16 protein-coding genes are annotated in these 15,322 nt (G+C 61.2%); 6 read left to right on the forward strand and 10 right to left on the reverse strand.

The genetic code is table 11. The annotated features are described in order from the left end of the window. The first annotated feature begins 155 nt into the window (after positions 1 to 155). From ACF8O8_RS05950 to ACF8O8_RS05960, 3 genes are read left to right on the forward strand one after another with little or no spacing between them, the layout of a single operon-like run. Complete coding sequence (locus ACF8O8_RS05950; RefSeq protein WP_252459449.1) at positions 156 to 749, forward strand: 2OG-Fe(II) oxygenase; 594 nt, start codon at positions 156 to 158, stop codon at positions 747 to 749. After that, a complete protein-coding gene (locus ACF8O8_RS05955) occupies positions 746 to 1,669 on the forward strand; it encodes a hypothetical protein (protein ID WP_392509378.1) in 924 nt (307 codons plus the stop codon). The genes ACF8O8_RS05950 and ACF8O8_RS05955 overlap by 4 nt, the downstream gene beginning before the upstream one ends. A 37-nt stretch (positions 1,670 to 1,706) precedes the next feature. Continuing rightward, positions 1,707 to 2,249, forward strand: coding sequence for a hypothetical protein (locus ACF8O8_RS05960; RefSeq protein WP_350298643.1), 543 nt, complete (start codon positions 1,707 to 1,709; stop codon positions 2,247 to 2,249). A gap of 92 nt (positions 2,250 to 2,341) precedes the next feature. Here the strand turns inward: ACF8O8_RS05960 and recJ are convergent, their stop codons facing one another. Together recJ and ACF8O8_RS05970 are read right to left on the reverse strand one after the other, a co-directional pair. Next, a complete protein-coding gene (recJ, locus tag ACF8O8_RS05965) occupies positions 2,342 to 4,051 on the reverse strand; it encodes a single-stranded-DNA-specific exonuclease RecJ (protein WP_392509379.1) in 1,710 nt (569 codons plus the stop codon). Between the two features lie 8 nt (positions 4,052 to 4,059). Further along, the gene (locus tag ACF8O8_RS05970; protein ID WP_003252169.1) at positions 4,060 to 4,602 is read right to left on the reverse strand and encodes a YaeQ family protein; all 543 of its coding nucleotides are present in this window, start codon (positions 4,600 to 4,602) and stop codon (positions 4,060 to 4,062) included. Positions 4,603 to 4,732: 130 nt separating this feature from the next. On the opposite strand from ACF8O8_RS05970, the gene ACF8O8_RS05975 reads away from it, so the two are divergent. Beyond that, complete coding sequence (locus ACF8O8_RS05975) at positions 4,733 to 5,932, forward strand: CaiB/BaiF CoA transferase family protein (protein ID WP_392509380.1); 1,200 nt, start codon at positions 4,733 to 4,735, stop codon at positions 5,930 to 5,932. A 20-nt stretch (positions 5,933 to 5,952) separates the two neighbouring features. Then, a complete protein-coding gene (locus tag ACF8O8_RS05980) occupies positions 5,953 to 6,828 on the forward strand; it encodes a TIGR02285 family protein (protein ID WP_010952568.1) in 876 nt (291 codons plus the stop codon). A 186-nt stretch (positions 6,829 to 7,014) separates the two neighbouring features. On the opposite strand, the gene ACF8O8_RS05985 is transcribed toward ACF8O8_RS05980, so the two are convergent. From ACF8O8_RS05985 to xerD, 6 genes are all read right to left on the reverse strand, one after another. After that, positions 7,015 to 7,296: a DUF3509 domain-containing protein gene (locus ACF8O8_RS05985; protein ID WP_061405586.1), complete on the reverse strand. Its 282-nt coding sequence runs from the start codon at positions 7,294 to 7,296 to the stop codon at positions 7,015 to 7,017. A gap of 79 nt (positions 7,297 to 7,375) precedes the next feature. Then, positions 7,376 to 7,795: a response regulator gene (locus ACF8O8_RS05990; protein ID WP_049587386.1), complete on the reverse strand. Its 420-nt coding sequence runs from the start codon at positions 7,793 to 7,795 to the stop codon at positions 7,376 to 7,378. A 130-nt stretch (positions 7,796 to 7,925) separates the two neighbouring features. Then, positions 7,926 to 9,335 (reverse strand): threonine synthase, encoded by a 1,410-nt coding sequence (gene thrC / locus ACF8O8_RS05995; RefSeq protein ID WP_392509381.1) that lies wholly within the window; start codon positions 9,333 to 9,335, stop codon positions 7,926 to 7,928. Between the two features lie 59 nt (positions 9,336 to 9,394). Next, complete coding sequence (locus ACF8O8_RS06000) at positions 9,395 to 10,699, reverse strand: homoserine dehydrogenase (RefSeq protein ID WP_003252157.1); 1,305 nt, start codon at positions 10,697 to 10,699, stop codon at positions 9,395 to 9,397. A gap of 83 nt (positions 10,700 to 10,782) precedes the next feature. Further along, positions 10,783 to 11,526 (reverse strand): thioredoxin fold domain-containing protein, encoded by a 744-nt coding sequence (locus tag ACF8O8_RS06005; protein WP_049587384.1) that lies wholly within the window; start codon positions 11,524 to 11,526, stop codon positions 10,783 to 10,785. A gap of 153 nt (positions 11,527 to 11,679) precedes the next feature. After that, positions 11,680 to 12,576, reverse strand: a complete 897-nt coding sequence (gene xerD / locus ACF8O8_RS06010; RefSeq protein WP_003252154.1) for a site-specific tyrosine recombinase XerD — start codon at positions 12,574 to 12,576, stop codon at positions 11,680 to 11,682. 68 nt (positions 12,577 to 12,644) lie between these two features. On the opposite strand from xerD, the gene ACF8O8_RS06015 reads away from it, so the two are divergent. Next, on the forward strand, positions 12,645 to 14,450 hold the full coding sequence (locus ACF8O8_RS06015) for a cation:proton antiporter (RefSeq protein WP_392509382.1): 1,806 nt from the start codon (positions 12,645 to 12,647) through the stop codon (positions 14,448 to 14,450). Positions 14,451 to 14,453: 3 nt separating this feature from the next. Here ACF8O8_RS06015 and ACF8O8_RS06020 read toward each other — a convergent pair whose 3' ends face one another. Then, complete coding sequence (locus tag ACF8O8_RS06020; RefSeq protein WP_010952562.1) at positions 14,454 to 14,861, reverse strand: acyl-CoA thioesterase; 408 nt, start codon at positions 14,859 to 14,861, stop codon at positions 14,454 to 14,456. Between the two features lie 94 nt (positions 14,862 to 14,955). After that, complete coding sequence (gene rplS / locus ACF8O8_RS06025; RefSeq protein ID WP_003252148.1) at positions 14,956 to 15,306, reverse strand: 50S ribosomal protein L19; 351 nt, start codon at positions 15,304 to 15,306, stop codon at positions 14,956 to 14,958. Positions 15,307 to 15,322 lie beyond the last annotated feature (16 nt).

The following is a 15,322-nucleotide window of genomic DNA, read 5'->3' on the forward strand; positions in this document are numbered from 1 at the left end:
TCTACGTTCTCTTGGGAAATTCTTCTCAAGCAACATCTCCCTCCTCCTATCGCTGTTCTGCCTCTCAAATACTATTGTCCATCACGTCACGGCGACCAATGAAGCCAATCACGCAGTTCGCACAAACCCGACCTCCACGCTCGCGAGTTGAGTCAATGACGGATATCCCCTTTACAGAAAAACCGAAAATATTAGATAAGTTCATTACTGAACACGAGCAAAATTTACTCACAAATTCATTTTCGGGTGCAATATGGAGATATGGTTGGCCCATTAATACAATTCCCCTCGCACGTCCTTGCTGGCACATCTTCATAGCCGGTAGCAAACGTACCTCACTGGAGTGCTGCGAGCATGAACTGGCCAGCGACAGCCATTGGGGCTTTCTACTTGATATTTGGAGGCGCACGCAGCTTGCTCACATGCGTGACTGTTTGCTGCTGGGTGTTTACGCAAACGGCCAGACTTTCGGCCAAGACAGTCCTATTCATAGAGATAACAAATCAATTGAACCAGGAAAAACCGCAGTCCTCTTCTGCAATGCCCAGTGGGAAACCACATGGGGCGGCGAACTGATTCTATTCGACCAGCAGAAGAATGACACCATCGCTGCCATACAACCAAAGCCGGGACGCATAGCGATTTTCGACGGACACATACCGCACAGAGCCAGAGCGCCCACCGTTGACTGCGACAAATTGCGAATCACTATCGCTTTCAAGACCATGAATAAGGATATTAAACAATGAGCACACGCGCCGAACTGATAGTAGCAGTAATAGATAAAACGGCAAAACCCATCAATCAAACTGGGGGAGCAGCAGCAATCCACGACCAATTCAACACAGATAAAACTGGATTTTCACTAGTCATCCAAACAGCACAGACAACTACGGCGATAGCCTCAGTAGTCTCCGTCACTCACCTCCCGATAGGTGCTGTACCCTTCATTAACATTGTTACCAATACCCTTTCTGGGACCGTGACCTTCCTGAAAGTCGCGGCAGACCTCAAAGAGGGCGCGGAAATTAAGAGCGGAGATGTCATAAGTTTGGCAAGCAACGTCGCAGGCATCGTGGCCTCGTTCGCCATTCTGGCCGGAGCACCTTTAATTGCTGGAGGGGCCACAGTCGTGGGCGTAACCGCCACACTCTATAGCATCTTCAATTCTGACCTGGCTAAAGCAGCTTACGACAAGATGGCTCCACTCTTTACCAGCCTGCTGAGTCAAGGTGACCTTACTGGTTTTACCGCGCCACGGATTGCGCCTGACTTCACACTCGCTTCACCTGACCAGATACTTTCCACCCACCAGGGAATGATCACAACCATTAACTGGAACCCTGACTCTTCAGAAATATCCCTAGGCACCGAACCACTAAGTTTTCCAGATAGCAGCCAGGCTCACACCGCCCCAACAGGGAGCGAGACTTTCAACTCAACGCAACCGCCTCCCCTTAGCGGAAACTCCAGCAGCAACTCAGTAGCGGTGACATCTACCCCTGACATACCTGCCCCTGACGCAACACTGACTATAAGCATAGAAAGTATAGATGGTATAAAGTCACCCGACCAAGCACCATCAATTACCGTACCTATTGACGACAACCAGGACAATCAAGATAACTACATATGCTGTAGCAGCGCGCAGCAGGATCAGTACTTCTAGCCAACCTGCAAAACCCTCCACGCCGTAACGAGCCGATATGAATATCTGGCAGCAATCGCTAAAGCTCATACGTGAACTCCCGCCTCACAAACAAGCCAAAGCGCTATTAATAGGCGGACTTATAAATCTCACCCTAGGCACCAGCTTCACATTCATGTGGCGCGAACACAAAAACACCAATGAAGAGTTATGGTCGCGAGTTCCAGCCTTTCTCACCTCCAAGCCTGAAACCTGGGATAGCGACAAATCTCTTTATACGTTCAGCATCAAGTTTAAAACTTCAAATGGAAAGCAGCACAACGCTCATCTTTATGCAGACAAAATATACTATGATGCAGCGAGCCTGGACCTAAATACGCCACTTTTTGTTGACATAGCAACCTCTAAAAGCGCTGCAACGGCTCAGCGCTTAATCGCTCCTAATGGAATGTTTCTTTATGATCCTGCAATGGCGGCACATGTCACCAATGTAAGAAACCGGGAGACCACACTAGCAGTTATCATTTTCTCATTTAGCGGCATCAGCACCTTGATTGCGGCAGCGGCGATCTACTACCGCCCCAGAAAGGAGTGCAACTGAACCTGAGCAGCACCTGGGAGATCGAGCGCCGCGCGGGCGGCGCTCGATTTGTGCCCCAGCGCAAGATCCAAGGCAGGCACCTGACGCTAAACTCAGCGCGGCTCCATATGCGCAATCATCAACTGCACACTCTCATTACCGCGAAACTCGTTCACATCCAGCTTGTACGCCAACTCCACCCAGCGCACCGTCGGGTTTGGCCACACTTCGCGGTCAATGCCGAAGGCAATGCCATCCAGCCGCACCGAGCCACATTCGCTCTTGAGCACCACTTTCAGGTGCCGTTCGCCAACCACACGCTGCTCCACCAACTGGAACACGCCATGGAACAGCGGCTCAGGGAAGTGCTGGCCCCATGGGCCGGCATGGCGCAGGGCCTTGGCCAGGTCGAGGTGGAACTCCTCTACCGCCAGGCTGCCGTCGGACAACAGGCGGCCAGTCAGGTCTTCTTCGCGCAGCTGACGCCGCACCTCTTCGTCGAACGCCTCGGCAAACGCCGAGAAATTAGCCTCTGGCAACGACAACCCGGCAGCCATGGCGTGGCCGCCGAACTTGCTGATCAGCTGCGGGTGGCGCGCGGCCACGGCATCCAGCGCATCGCGAATATGAAAGCCCGGCACCGAACGCGCCGAGCCTTTGAGCATGCCATCACCAGCATCGGCGAAGGCGATGGCCGGCCGGTGGTAACGCTCCTTCAAGCGCGAAGCCAGAATACCGATCACGCCCTGGTGCCAGTCGGCATCGAACAGGCACAACCCATACGGCATCGACTCGACCGGCAGGTCCTTGAGTTGGGCCAGGGCTTCGCGCTGCATGCCCTGCTCGATGGACTTGCGGTCCTGGTTCAGGTCATCCAACTGCTGGGCCATGTCCTGGGCCAGCGCCGCGTCCTCGCACAGCAGGCATTCGATGCCCAGGCTCATGTCGTCCAGGCGCCCGGCGGCATTCAACCGTGGGCCGAGGATGAAACCAAGGTCAGTCGAAGTGATGCGCCGGTGATCGCGCCGCGCCACCTCAAGGATGGCCTTGAGGCCGGGCCGGGCGCGGCCGGCGCGGATGCGCTCAAGGCCTTGGTGCACCAGGATGCGGTTGTTGGCATCCAGCGGCACCACGTCAGCAACACTGCCCAGCGCCACCAGATCGAGCAGTTCGCCAATGTTCGGCTGTGGCTGCGCCTCGTAGCGCCCAAGGCTGCGCAAGCGAGCGCGCAGGGCCATCAACACATAGAAGATCACCCCCACCCCGGCCAGTGACTTGCTCGGAAAGCTGCAGCCCGGCTGGTTGGGGTTGATGATGGCATCGGCATCGGGCAACTGCTCGCCCGGCAGGTGGTGGTCGGTGACCAGCACCTTGAGCCCGGCGGCCTTGGCGGCCGCCACCCCGTCGACACTGGAAATGCCGTTGTCCACGGTAATCAGCAACTGCGGCTGGCGCTGCAGCGCCACCTCGACGATTTCCGGGGTCAGGCCGTAGCCATACTCGAAGCGGTTGGGCACCAGGTAATCGACATGGGCCGCACCCAGCAGGCGCAGGCCCAGCACCCCGACGGTGCTGGCGGTGGCACCGTCGGCATCGAAGTCGCCGACGATGAGGATGCGCTGGCGCTGGTCGATGGCTTCGACCAGCAGGTCCACACCGGCCTCGATGCCCTTGAGCTGCTGGTAGGGCAGCAGACGTGCCAGGCTCTTGTCCAGCTCGGCCTCGCTCTGCACGCCGCGCGCGGCGTAAAGGCGGGTCAGCAAGGGTGGCAGGTTACCCAGAAATGGCAGGGTCGGCGGCAGCGGGCGAGGTTCGATACGCATGGGTTGCTTCAACCACGCTCACCGAGCAGCCACTGCAGTTGTACTTCATGCTGGCCACGGTCGTCAGTCACGAATACCGTACCTTCACTGATCATCACGTCCCACTTGATGCTACGCGGCATGTCGGTCGCCAGGGTTTCCAGCACTTCTTGCGGCACAGCGGCAATGCTCAGGTTTTTCAGGTTCTTGACCGCGCTCACCACTTTACCCTCCCACACTCGCAAGCTGCCGTAAGCCAGCAAGCTGGTGCGTTCGGTACGGCGCGAGCACCAGGTCAGGCGATCGGCATCGGGCTGGCCAACTTCAATCCAGTGCAGCACGCGATCGTCCAGGCTCTTTTCCCACAGCGCCGGCTCATCGACATCCGACAGGCCGCGGCCAAACGACAAGTTCTCGTTGTACCAGAGCGCGTACGCCAACAAACGAACGGCCATGCGCTCTTCGGTTTCCGAAGGGTGCCGAGCGATCGTCTGTTTGACGCTTTCGTAGACGTTGCGATCAAGGTCGGTGAGATTCAATTCGAACTTGTAGGTGGTGGACGGCTGGGCCATGGTCGACGGGCTTCGTGCAAAAGAAAGTGGCACAGTCTACCCCATCCGCACCTTCCATGCCCCGCAGCAGTACCCGGCGAAACCGACGTGTGATAAAACCACGGCTCTGCCCAACTGCCACGGACACCCCATGTCGACGCCCAGCAAACCCCTCGCCGGCCTTAAAGTTGTCGAACTCGGTACCCTGATCGCCGGGCCGTTCGCCTCGCGTATCTGTGCCGAATTCGGCGCCGAAGTGGTCAAGGTCGAATCGCCCGATGGCGGCGACCCGCTGCGCAAGTGGCGCAAGCTGTACGAGGGCACCTCGCTGTGGTGGTTCGTGCAGGCCCGCAACAAGCAGTCGCTCACCCTCAACCTCAAGCACCCCGAGGGCCGCGATATCCTCAAGCGCCTGCTGGCCGAGGCCGACATCCTGATCGAAAACTTTCGCCCGGGCGTGCTGGAAAAACTTGGTTTGGGGTGGGATGTGCTGCATGCGCTGAACCCGCGCCTGGTGATGGTGCGCCTGTCGGGCTTTGGCCAGACCGGGCCGATGAAAGACCAGCCAGGCTTCGGTGCCGTAGGCGAGTCGATGGGCGGCCTGCGCTACATCACCGGTTTCGATGACCGCCCGCCAGTGCGCACGGGGATTTCCATCGGTGACTCGATTGCCGCCCTGTGGGGGGTGATCGGCGCGCTGATGGCGCTGCGCCACCGGGAAGTCAATGGCGGCCAGGGCCAGGTGGTGGACGTGGCCCTGTACGAGGCGATCTTTGCCATGATGGAGAGCATGGTGCCGGAATTCGATGTGTTCGGTTTCATCCGCGAACGCACCGGCAACATCATGCCGGGCATCACGCCCTCCTCCATCCACACAAGCGCCGACGGCAAGCATGTGCAGATCGGCGCCAACGGTGATGCCATCTTCAAGCGCTTCATGCAGGCCATCGGTCGCGATGACCTCGCCAACGACCCGACCCTGGCCAGCAACGACGGCCGCGACCTGCGTCGTGACGAGCTGTATGGGGTGATCGACCGCTGGGCCAACAGCCTGCCACTGGAGCAACTGATGCAGGTGCTGACCACTGCCGAAGTGCCGGCCAGCCGTATCTATTCGGCCGAGGACATGTTCAACGACCCCCAGTACCTGGCACGCGAGATGTTCCTGCAGGCCAAGCTGCCGGATGGCAAGCCATTCCACATGCCCGGCATCGTGCCCAAGCTGTCGGAGACTCCCGGCTCTAGCAAATGGGTCGGCCCGGCCTTGGGCGAGCATACCGAGGCGCTGCTCGGCAGCCTGGGCTACGACGCAGCGGCCATCGCCAGCCTGCGCGCAGCGGGCACGGTCTGATCCTGGCGCTGACCGGCTCCATGTGCGCGCCCCGCTGCCTACGCCATCTGCTCCTGCTCTGCGGGCTGTTGCCTGCGTTGCTGTTGCAGCCCGCAAATGCCAAGGAGCACCTCTTCTGGCTGGTACGCGACCTGCCACCGTTCACCATTTTTGATGGCCCGGAAGAAGGCCGGGGGGTCATCGACCAGTTGTTACCGCTGCTGATAAGGCAGATGCCCGAGTACGAACACAGCATCGTGCGGGTCAACCGCGCCCGCAGCCTCCAAATGCTGCAAGACCGTGACACCTTCACCTGCGACCCAACCCTGCTGTGGACACCGGAACGGGCCAAATATGTGCATTTTTCCGTTCCAGCGCTGGGCGTGCTCAGCGGCGGCCTGGTGTTGCGCAAGGAAAACCAGGCGCTGGTGGCACCCTACCTCGACGGCCATCAGGTGGACCTGCATGGCCTGCTGAGCAAGGCCCCGCTAAAGCTGGGGATTGTCGCCGAGCGCAGCTACGGCACGCAGATTGACAGCATCCTGCGCCAGTTGCCCGACAGCGCGCTCAGCCGCCACTACGGCAACGAGGCCACCGCCAACCTGTTGCAGATGCAGCAACTGGGGCGCCTGCGCCTGGTGCTCGGCTACTGGCCTGAAGTGCGCTACCTGATCCAACAACAAGGCGGGGCACTGGCTGACTACCAGTTTCATACTGTGCAGGGCGTGAATCGCTACCAGTTTCTGCATGTGGGGTGCTCAAACAGCGAACTGGGGCGTGCGGCAGTTGCCCACATCGACCAGTTGCTGCCTACACTGCGCCGGGATGTGTTGCCAGGGTTGTATGCCCGCTGGCTGGACCTGGCATTGCGAGAAGACTATCTACAGGAAAGCCGGCGTTTCTTTGAGGACAAATAAGCCCAACCCGTATGCACGGTCGTTGCAGAAGCAGACGGGGGATACGTGCCTGCCGAAAAAAGAAACCCCGGGCGCTGGGGAAGACGCCCGGGGCCAAGCGAAAGCCCTTGAGGACTTCCCGTGACAGCCTTGCCAGCGCCGGAGCAAAGCACTGGCTGGCTGCCCTTACACTGTCTGATGAACCACTCAGGCAAAGGTTCCCTGCGGTTGCTGGCGATGCTGCAATGCTGCGATGACACACGGCTGCAACCGCCCCTCAGCTATCTGCAGATCTCGGTGCAGGCCGTCCACGAGGTCGATCAGCAGGCGTTGCTCCTGCAATTGGCGCTCGCTGACCGTGCGCCGCAAGGTAATACCTGAGAGAGGGTCGTGAACGGTCAGTTGGCGATTACCACTGGGATCGGCGGTGCCGAGGTGGGTCTGATAGGGCGTCAGGGCTTCGTTGAGCAGGCTGCAGATTCTTTCCATCCGGATCACTCGCTGCGTGGTGGGACCTAAAGTAACTGACCAGCAGGCGCCGCAGAAAGTTCGTCAAACCGCGCCCGCTTCAGTGAGCATGCGGGGCTGGCATGACAGTTTGAATACGCCTCCCTGGGCGCACCTGCAGTGTTTGCAAGGCATGCTGCAGGCGTGGCATCGACAGCGGCCAGGGCAACTCGTCGAGCACCCACATGCCGCGCTTCCTGGCCTCTTGGGCAAGGTTTTGACGCGTTGGGGCAGGCTGGCCGACGAACAGCAATGCGCGCGCTCGCTGCTGCTGGGCGAACAGGGCAAGGCCGGCCCGGGCTGGCATGGCGTGGTCGAGGATCAGCAGGTCGGGGCGACGCTCAGCGCAGAGGCAGGCGTCGAGGTCAGCCATGCTCTCGCTGATGCGCACGTTGAAGACGCCCTGGCCGTTGAGGGCCTGGTGCAAGAGGATCTGGTGGGATGGGCGAGCCTGGTGAATCAACACATAGGGCTGGTGCATGAGCCGCTCCTGATGGGAGGACCGGCTAATTTATGCTTGGCGCCCGGCAGGCTGAATAGGATGTTTCTGATAGACAGGAGGGAAAAGGCTGAGACGTTGGGGCTGCGCTGCAGCCCCAAACGCCATGCAATTACAGCGGCTTGCCGCGGTTGCCGTGCTGGCTGACAAAGCCCTGTACAGCCTTCAGGTCGTTGGCCAGGACCGTGCAACGCTCTTCACGGCTGAACAGGTCGCTGAGGTGCGCGGGTAGCTCCAGCGCCTTGCCCACACCGGCCTTCTCCACCGCTTCCGGGAACTTGACCGGGTGCGCGGTACTCAGCACCACCATTGGCGTGTCCAGACTGCGGCGGCACTCGCGGGCAGCCTTGACGCCGATTGCGGTATGCGGGTCGAGCACTTCACCGGTGGCGGCGAACACTTCTGCGATGGTCTCGCAGGTTTGCTCGTCGCTGACGGCCAGCGAGTCGAACAGTTTGCGGGCTTCGGTCCAGCGGTCTTGCTCGACGCTGAAGCCGCCACCTTGCTTGAAGTTGGCCATCAGCTCGGCAATCGCACCACCGTTGCGGCCATGCAGGTCGAACAACAGGCGCTCGAAGTTGGACGAGACCATGATGTCCATCGACGGCGACAGGGTCGCGTGCAGGGTTTCCTTGACGTACTGGTTGCCGCTCATGAAGCGGTGCAGGATGTCGTTGCGGTTGGTGGCGACGATCAATTGGCTGACCGGCAGGCCCATGTTGCGCGCCAGGTAGCCGGCGAAGATGTCGCCGAAGTTGCCGGTTGGTACCGAGAACGCCACCGAGCGCGCCGGGCCACCCAGCTGCAGGGCTGCATGGAAGTAGTAGACGATCTGGGCCATGATCCGCGCCCAGTTGATCGAGTTGACGGCGACCAGGCGGGTGCCCTTGAGGAACGACTGGTCGGCGAAACTGGCCTTGACCATTTCCTGGCAGTCGTCGAAGTTGCCTTCGATGGCGATGTTGTGGATGTTGTCGCCAAAGATGGTAGTCATCTGACGGCGCTGCACTTCCGATACACGCTGGTGCGGGTGCAGGATGAAGATGTCGACGTTGTCGCAACGGCGGCAGCCTTCGATCGCGGCGGAACCGGTATCACCGCTGGTGGCACCGATGATGACCACGCGCTCGTTGCGCTTGGCCAGCACATGGTCAAGCAAGCGACCGAGCAACTGCAGGGCAAAGTCCTTGAACGCCAGGGTCGGGCCGTGGAACAGCTCCAGCACCCACTCGTTGCTGTTCAGCTGACGCAACGGGGCGACCGCAGCGTGGGCGAACTCGCCGTAGGTTTCTTCGAGGATCTTCTTGAAATCGGCGTCGGCGATGCTGCCCTCGACGAACGGACGCATCACGCGGAAGGCCAGCTCGTGGTAGGGCAAGCCGGCCCAAGAGGCGATTTCTTCCTGGGTGAAGCGTGGCAGGTTTTCCGGCACGTAGAGGCCGCCGTCGCTGGCCAGGCCAGCCAGCAGCACGTCTTCGAAATTCAGGGCCGGTGCCTGGCCGCGGGTACTGATATAGCGCATGGGTGCAAACCTTCGATGCTGGGGCCGGGGCCGCGCGGGCGGCCCGTCGGCAATATTTGTTAGTTGAGCTGCTCGACGCGAATGCGCACAACCTTGCCGACCACGTCCTGCAGGGCTTCCAGGGCGACGATGGCGTCATTGATACGCTGCTCGACCACGCCATGGGTCACCAGGATCATTGGCACCAGGCCGTCCTGTTCCTCGGCTTCCTTCTGCATGATCGACTCAATGTTGATACCGCGCTCCGAGAGGATGCTGGCGACCTGGGCCAGTACGCCCGGGTGATCCTTGGCCTGGATGCGCAGGTAGTAGGCGCTTTCGCAGGCTTCGATCGGCAGGATCGGGTGGGCCGACAGCGAGTCTGGCTGGAAGGCCAGGTGCGGCACACGGTTTTCCGGGTCGGAGGTCATGGCACGGACCACGTCGACCAGGTCGCCGACCACTGACGAAGCGGTAGGCTCCATACCCGCGCCAGCACCGTAGTACAGGGTGGAGCCGGCAGCATCACCGTTGACCATGACAGCGTTCATCACGCCGTTGACGTTGGCGATCAGACGGTCGGCCGGGATCAGCGTCGGGTGCACGCGCAACTCGATACCTTCGGCGGTGCGACGCGCCACGCCCAGGTGCTTGATGCGGTAGCCCAAGGCTTCGGCGTAGTTCACGTCTGCCGTTGTCAGCTGGGTGATACCTTCGGTGTAGGCCTTGTCGAACTGCAGCGGGATACCGAACGCGATGGACGCCAGAATCGTCAGCTTGTGCGCAGCGTCGATGCCTTCCACGTCGAAGGTCGGGTCGGCTTCGGCGTAGCCCAGCGCCTGGGCTTCAGCCAGCACGTCCGGGAAGGCACGGCCCTTCTCACGCATTTCGGTGAGGATGAAGTTGCCGGTGCCGTTGATGATGCCGGCCAGCCAGTTGATGCGGTTGGCCGACAGGCCTTCGCGGATGGCCTTGATCACCGGGATGCCACCGGCTACGGCCGCCTCGAACGCAACAATCACGCCTTTCTCGCGGGCTTTGGCGAAGATTTCGTTGCCATGCACGGCAATCAGCGCCTTGTTGGCGGTGACCACGTGCTTGCCGTTTTCGATGGCCTTCAGCACCAGGTCGCGGGCGATGGTATAGCCACCGATCAGCTCGATGACAATGTCGATCTCCGGGTTGCTTGCAACTTCGAACACGTCAGCGGTAATGGGGGTACCGGTAATCTGGCAGTTCGGGTTCTGCGAGCGCATGGCGATCTGTGCCACTTCAATACCGCGCCCGGCACGGCGGGCAATCTCCTCGGCGTTGCGCTGAAGTACATTGAAGGTTCCGCCACCGACGGTCCCCAACCCACAGATGCCTACTTTGACCGGTTTCACTGTGAACTCCCCATTGAACGGCCGACACGTTTGCCGACCGTGAAACTTGCCGTCACCCCATGACGACGGCGTACTGAACTGGATTACTTGGCAAGTGCCAGCTTGGCGACCTGCGGTGCCGGCTGGTAGCCCGGAATGACCTGGCCGCTTTCAAGAACAATGGCCGGCGTGCCGTTGACCCCGATCGACTGCCCCAGCTGGAACTGCTTGCTGACCGGGTTGCTGCACTTGGCGGCCTTGATTTCTTCACCTTCGACCATTTTGTCCATCGCCCCGCGGCGGTCGCTGGAGCACCACACCGCCTGCAACTGCTGGTCACCCGACGAACCGAGGCCCTGGCGCGGGAAGGCGACATAGCGCACTTCGATACCGCGACGGTTCAACTCGGGCACTTCGGCGTGCAGCTTGTGGCAGTACGGGCAGGTAGTGTCGGTGAACACGGTGATGTGCGACTTGGTCTCGCCTTTGGCAGGATAAACCACCATCTCGCCGGCTGGAATGCCGTTGATGAGCTTGGCGATACCTTGGCGTTCGGTTTTTTCGGTGAGGTTGACCGGCTTGCCGTCCTGGATCTGGAACAGATAGCCCTGCATCACGAACTGTCCGTCAGCGCTGGCGTACAGCACGCGGCCGCCCTGCAGCTTGACTTCATAGAGGCCGTTGAGCGGGCTGCTGGCCACGCTTTCCACAGGCACTTCCAGTTCGAGGTTCTGCAACGATTTACGGATGGCCTGCTCGGCACCGGCGTTGCTATCGGTTGCCGCGGCAACGGCAAAGGTACTGGCCAGCGCCAACGCGGCGGCGGCGAAAAACTGGGTCACGCGCATGGGAACTCCTGAAGGCGGACAGGGGCCGGAGGGCGCCACCTGCGGAAAATACGCGGTGACCGTGCGGCCCTTGGTGCAAACCGCCCAAGCCTACCACATCACGCCGCCAGTGAAGGGGGTCGCAAGGACCGGTCGGCGGAACATGAAAAACATTCATCCACGCGGGTGGTGCTGGGCGTGCAACTGCTGCAGGCGCGCCTTGGCGACGTGGGTATAGATCTGCGTGGTCGACAGGTCACTGTGGCCCAGCAGCATCTGTACCACCCGCAAGTCGGCACCGTGGTTGAGCAGGTGGGTGGCGAAGGCATGCCGCAGGGTGTGCGGCGACAGCGGCTTGTCGATGCCGGCAACCCGTGCGTGGTGTTTGATACGGTGCCAGAAGGTCTGGCGCGTCATCTGCTCGCCGCGCTGACTGGGGAACAGCACGTCGCTGGGCCGGCCATTGAGCAGTTCGGCGCGGCCATCGCGCTGGTAGCGCTCCAACCACACCACCGCCTCTTCACCCATGGGCACCAGACGCTCCTTGCTGCCCTTGCCCATCACCCGCAGCACACCCTGGCGCAGGTTGACCTGGTCGAGGGTCAGGCTGACCAGTTCGGTAACCCGAAGGCCGCACGCGTAGAGCACTTCGAGCATGGCACGGTCGCGCTGGCCAATGGCTTCGCCCAGGTCCGGAGCCTGCAACAGGGCTTCGACGTCGGCTTCGGACAGCGACTTGGGTAGCGGCTTGCCCAATTGCGGCATGTCGACCTGCAGGGTCGGGTCGATGGCCACCAGCTTTTCCCGCAGCAGGTAACGGAAGAAGCCGCGCAGGCCGGAGAGGAAACGCGCCGTGGAACGTGGCTTGTAGCCCTGATCCAGGCGCCAGGCCAAGTGATCGAGGATCAGGTCGCGACCGGCGTCCGGCAGCGATACCGAATGCTCCTGCAACCAGCCATTGAACAGGGCCAGGTCGCTGCGATAGGACACGCGGGTGTTGTCGGACAGGCCTTTTTCCAGCCATAGGGCGTCAAGGAACTGGTCGATCAGGGGGTGGTCGAGGGCGGGCATGAAATCTCGGTGGCAAACGACGAAATGGCGCTTAGTCTTTCATAACAACGCCGGCATAGGGAGCCCGCATGAGCGAACAGCAGATCCTTCTGAGTGTGGGCGGCATCGGCGCCGCGGCGCTCGCCTGCCAGTGGCTGGCCTGGCGCCTGAAGTTGCCGGCAATTCTGTTTCTGTTGTTGGCCGGGATCCTTGCCGGCCCAGCGCTGGGATGGCTCGACCCCGAGGCGCTGTTCGGCCCATTGCTGATGCCGCTGGTGTCGCTGTCGGTGGCGCTGATTCTGTTCGAAGGCAGCCTGACCCTGCACCTGTCGCAGTGGCGCGAGATCGGCAGCGTGGTGCATCGCCTGGTCACGGTGGGCGCACTGTTCACCTGGCTGGTGATTGCACTGGCAACCCACTGGCTGCTCGGGTTCGACTGGCCGCTGGCGATTCTTTTCGGCACCTTGACCCTGGTGACCGGCCCCACGGTGATCGTGCCCATGCTGCGCGTGGTGCGGCCAAAGGCAGCGATCGCGAACATCCTGCGTTGGGAAGGGATCATGATCGACCCGATCGGCGCGCTGCTCGCCGTGGTGGTCTACAGCTTCATCATCGCCAGCGCCGAGGGTAACGGCCTGAGCCAGAGCCTCATCACCTTCGCCGGTGTGCTCTTCTGCGGCACCACCCTGGGCGCGGCGGGGGGCTGGCTGCTGGGGCAAATCATGCGCGAACAGTGGCTACCAGAGTATCTGCACAACCTCGCGTCACTGGCGGCGGTACTGGGGATATTCATCGCCGCCAACCAGATCATGCACGAGTCCGGGCTACTTGCCGTGACCGTGATGGGCATGTGGCTGGCCAACATGCGCGGGGTTGATGTGCGGCAGATCCTGCACTTCAAGGAAAACCTCAGTGTCCTGCTGATTTCCGGCCTGTTCATCCTGCTGGCTGCACGCCTTGACCTGCATGCCCTGCTAGGCCTTGGCCCTGCTGTGCTGGCATTGCTGCTGGTGATCCAGCTGCTGGCACGCCCGCTCAACGTCTGGCTGGCCACACTGGGCTCGACACTCAACTGGCGGGAGCGCGCGCTGCTGGCCTGGATTGCGCCACGCGGCATCGTCGCGGCGGCCGTTTCAGCCATTTTTGCCATCCGCCTGCACCAGGCCGGCCACCAGGATGCCTTGCTGCTGGTACCGCTGACCTTCGCGGTCATCATCGGCACGGTGGTACTGCAAAGCGCCACGGCCAGGCCGCTGGCACGCTTGCTCAAGGTCGCCGAACCGGCACCCAGCGGGTTTCTCGTCGTCGGTGCCAACGAACCGGCCCGGGCCATTGCCAAAGCCCTTCAACACCTGGGCTGCCGGGTTTTGCTGACGGACTCCAGCTGGGAAAACATCCGCGCCGCACGCATGGACGGGCTCACGACCTACTTTGGCAACCCGGCCTCGCAGCATGCCGACGCCCATCTTGACCTGGTCGGCCTCGGGCACTTGCTGGGCCTCTCTCCCGCCGGCGAAATCAATGCCCTGGCCTGCGCCAGGTTCCGTCATGATTTCGGCCACAGCCGGCTGTTCGTGCTAGCCAGTGGTCTGGAGAAACAACGTAGCGACAAGCACCGGGCGGCCGAAGAGCACCGCGGGCATCTATTGGGGGCCAAACCGATGACCTATCTGCAGCTGGCCAACCGCATGCATCAGGGCGCCGAGCTGTATAGCACCAACCTGACCGAAGGCTTTGGCTGGGATGCCTACCAGGCACTGCATGGCGAGCGGGCACACTTGCTGTTCGCCCGCGATGGCCAGGGCTGGGTCCATGTAGCCAGCCCTGATAACCCGTTGCAGCCGCAGCCGGGCTGGACCCTGGTGGCCTTGATCGAGCCTGCACCGGAGCCGTGATACTCAGGCGCCTGGCAGCACGGGCACCGGGCGCTTGTCCTCGTCGATGGCGACGAAGCTGAACACCCCATGGATCGCCCGTTCACGGCCATCCAGGTACATGTTCTCGACAAACACATCCACCTGCACCTGCAGGCTGGTATTGCCAACCTTGATCACCGTCCCCACCAGCTCGACGATCGAGCCCGCCGGAATCGGGTGCTTGAAATCGATGCGGTCGGTAGACACGGTCACCAACGGCAGGCGGCAGAAACGCGTGGCAGCGATGAACGACACTTCGTCCATCCAGGCCAGGGCGGTGCCGCCGAACAGGGTGTTGTGGTGGTTGGTGGTATTGGGGAACACCGCCTTGGTAACGCGGGTCACCGACAGTTCGGTGCGGCGCTGGATTTCCTGGTCTCGGGTCGTCATGGCAATCACATTTTCGGGGTTTCAAAACGCAAAAAAGCAGCCCGAAGGCTGCTTTTTTCTCGCTAGGCGGCCTCGGCCACCGGGCAAACTGCACTCAGGACAGTTTTTCCTTGATGCGAGCGGCTTTGCCGGACAGGTCGCGCAGGTAGTACAGCTTGGCTTTACGCACGTCACCACGACGTTTCACGGCCAGGCTGTCGATTTGCGGGCTGTAGGTCTGGAAGGTACGCTCTACGCCAACGCCGCTGGAGATCTTGCGCACGGTGAAGGCGCTGTTCAGACCGCGGTTACGCTTGGCGATAACGACGCCTTCGAACGCCTGCAGACGGGAACGCTCACCTTCCTTCACTTTAACCTGAACGACAACGGTGTCGCCTGGTGCGAAGGTCGGGATTTCCTTGCTCATCTGCTCGGCTTCGAGCTGCTGGATGATCTTGTTGGTCATGCTGTGCTCCTAAGAT

Origin of the sequence: Pseudomonas sp. TYF_14 (genome assembly GCF_043105275.1) — a bacterium.
Taxonomy (GTDB): domain Bacteria; phylum Pseudomonadota; class Gammaproteobacteria; order Pseudomonadales; family Pseudomonadaceae; genus Aquipseudomonas; species Aquipseudomonas alloputida.

Excerpts from the sequence above, each read along its gene's own strand:
- ACF8O8_RS05970 (WP_003252169.1), bottom strand. The coding sequence starts at position 4,602 with ATGGCCCAGCCGTCCACCACCTACAAGTTCGAATTGAATCTCACCGAC.
- ACF8O8_RS05985 (WP_061405586.1), bottom strand. The coding sequence starts at position 7,296 with ATGGAAAGAATCTGCAGCCTGCTCAACGAAGCCCTGACGCCCTATCAG.
- ACF8O8_RS06020 (WP_010952562.1), bottom strand. The coding sequence starts at position 14,861 with ATGACGACCCGAGACCAGGAAATCCAGCGCCGCACCGAACTGTCGGTG.
- thrC (WP_392509381.1), bottom strand. The coding sequence starts at position 9,335 with ATGCGCTATATCAGTACCCGCGGCCAGGCACCGGCCCTGAATTTCGAA.
- ACF8O8_RS06005 (WP_049587384.1), bottom strand. The coding sequence starts at position 11,526 with ATGCGCGTGACCCAGTTTTTCGCCGCCGCCGCGTTGGCGCTGGCCAGT.
- ACF8O8_RS05990 (WP_049587386.1), bottom strand. The coding sequence starts at position 7,795 with ATGCACCAGCCCTATGTGTTGATTCACCAGGCTCGCCCATCCCACCAG.
- xerD (WP_003252154.1), bottom strand. The coding sequence starts at position 12,576 with ATGCCCGCCCTCGACCACCCCCTGATCGACCAGTTCCTTGACGCCCTA.
- ACF8O8_RS05980 (WP_010952568.1), top strand. The coding sequence starts at position 5,953 with ATGTGCGCGCCCCGCTGCCTACGCCATCTGCTCCTGCTCTGCGGGCTG.
- ACF8O8_RS05975 (WP_392509380.1), top strand. The coding sequence starts at position 4,733 with ATGTCGACGCCCAGCAAACCCCTCGCCGGCCTTAAAGTTGTCGAACTC.
- ACF8O8_RS05960 (WP_350298643.1), top strand. The coding sequence starts at position 1,707 with ATGAATATCTGGCAGCAATCGCTAAAGCTCATACGTGAACTCCCGCCT.
- ACF8O8_RS05955 (WP_392509378.1), top strand. The coding sequence starts at position 746 with ATGAGCACACGCGCCGAACTGATAGTAGCAGTAATAGATAAAACGGCA.
- rplS (WP_003252148.1), bottom strand. The coding sequence starts at position 15,306 with ATGACCAACAAGATCATCCAGCAGCTCGAAGCCGAGCAGATGAGCAAG.
- ACF8O8_RS05950 (WP_252459449.1), top strand. The coding sequence starts at position 156 with ATGACGGATATCCCCTTTACAGAAAAACCGAAAATATTAGATAAGTTC.
- ACF8O8_RS06015 (WP_392509382.1), top strand. The coding sequence starts at position 12,645 with ATGAGCGAACAGCAGATCCTTCTGAGTGTGGGCGGCATCGGCGCCGCG.
- recJ (WP_392509379.1), bottom strand. The coding sequence starts at position 4,051 with ATGCGTATCGAACCTCGCCCGCTGCCGCCGACCCTGCCATTTCTGGGT.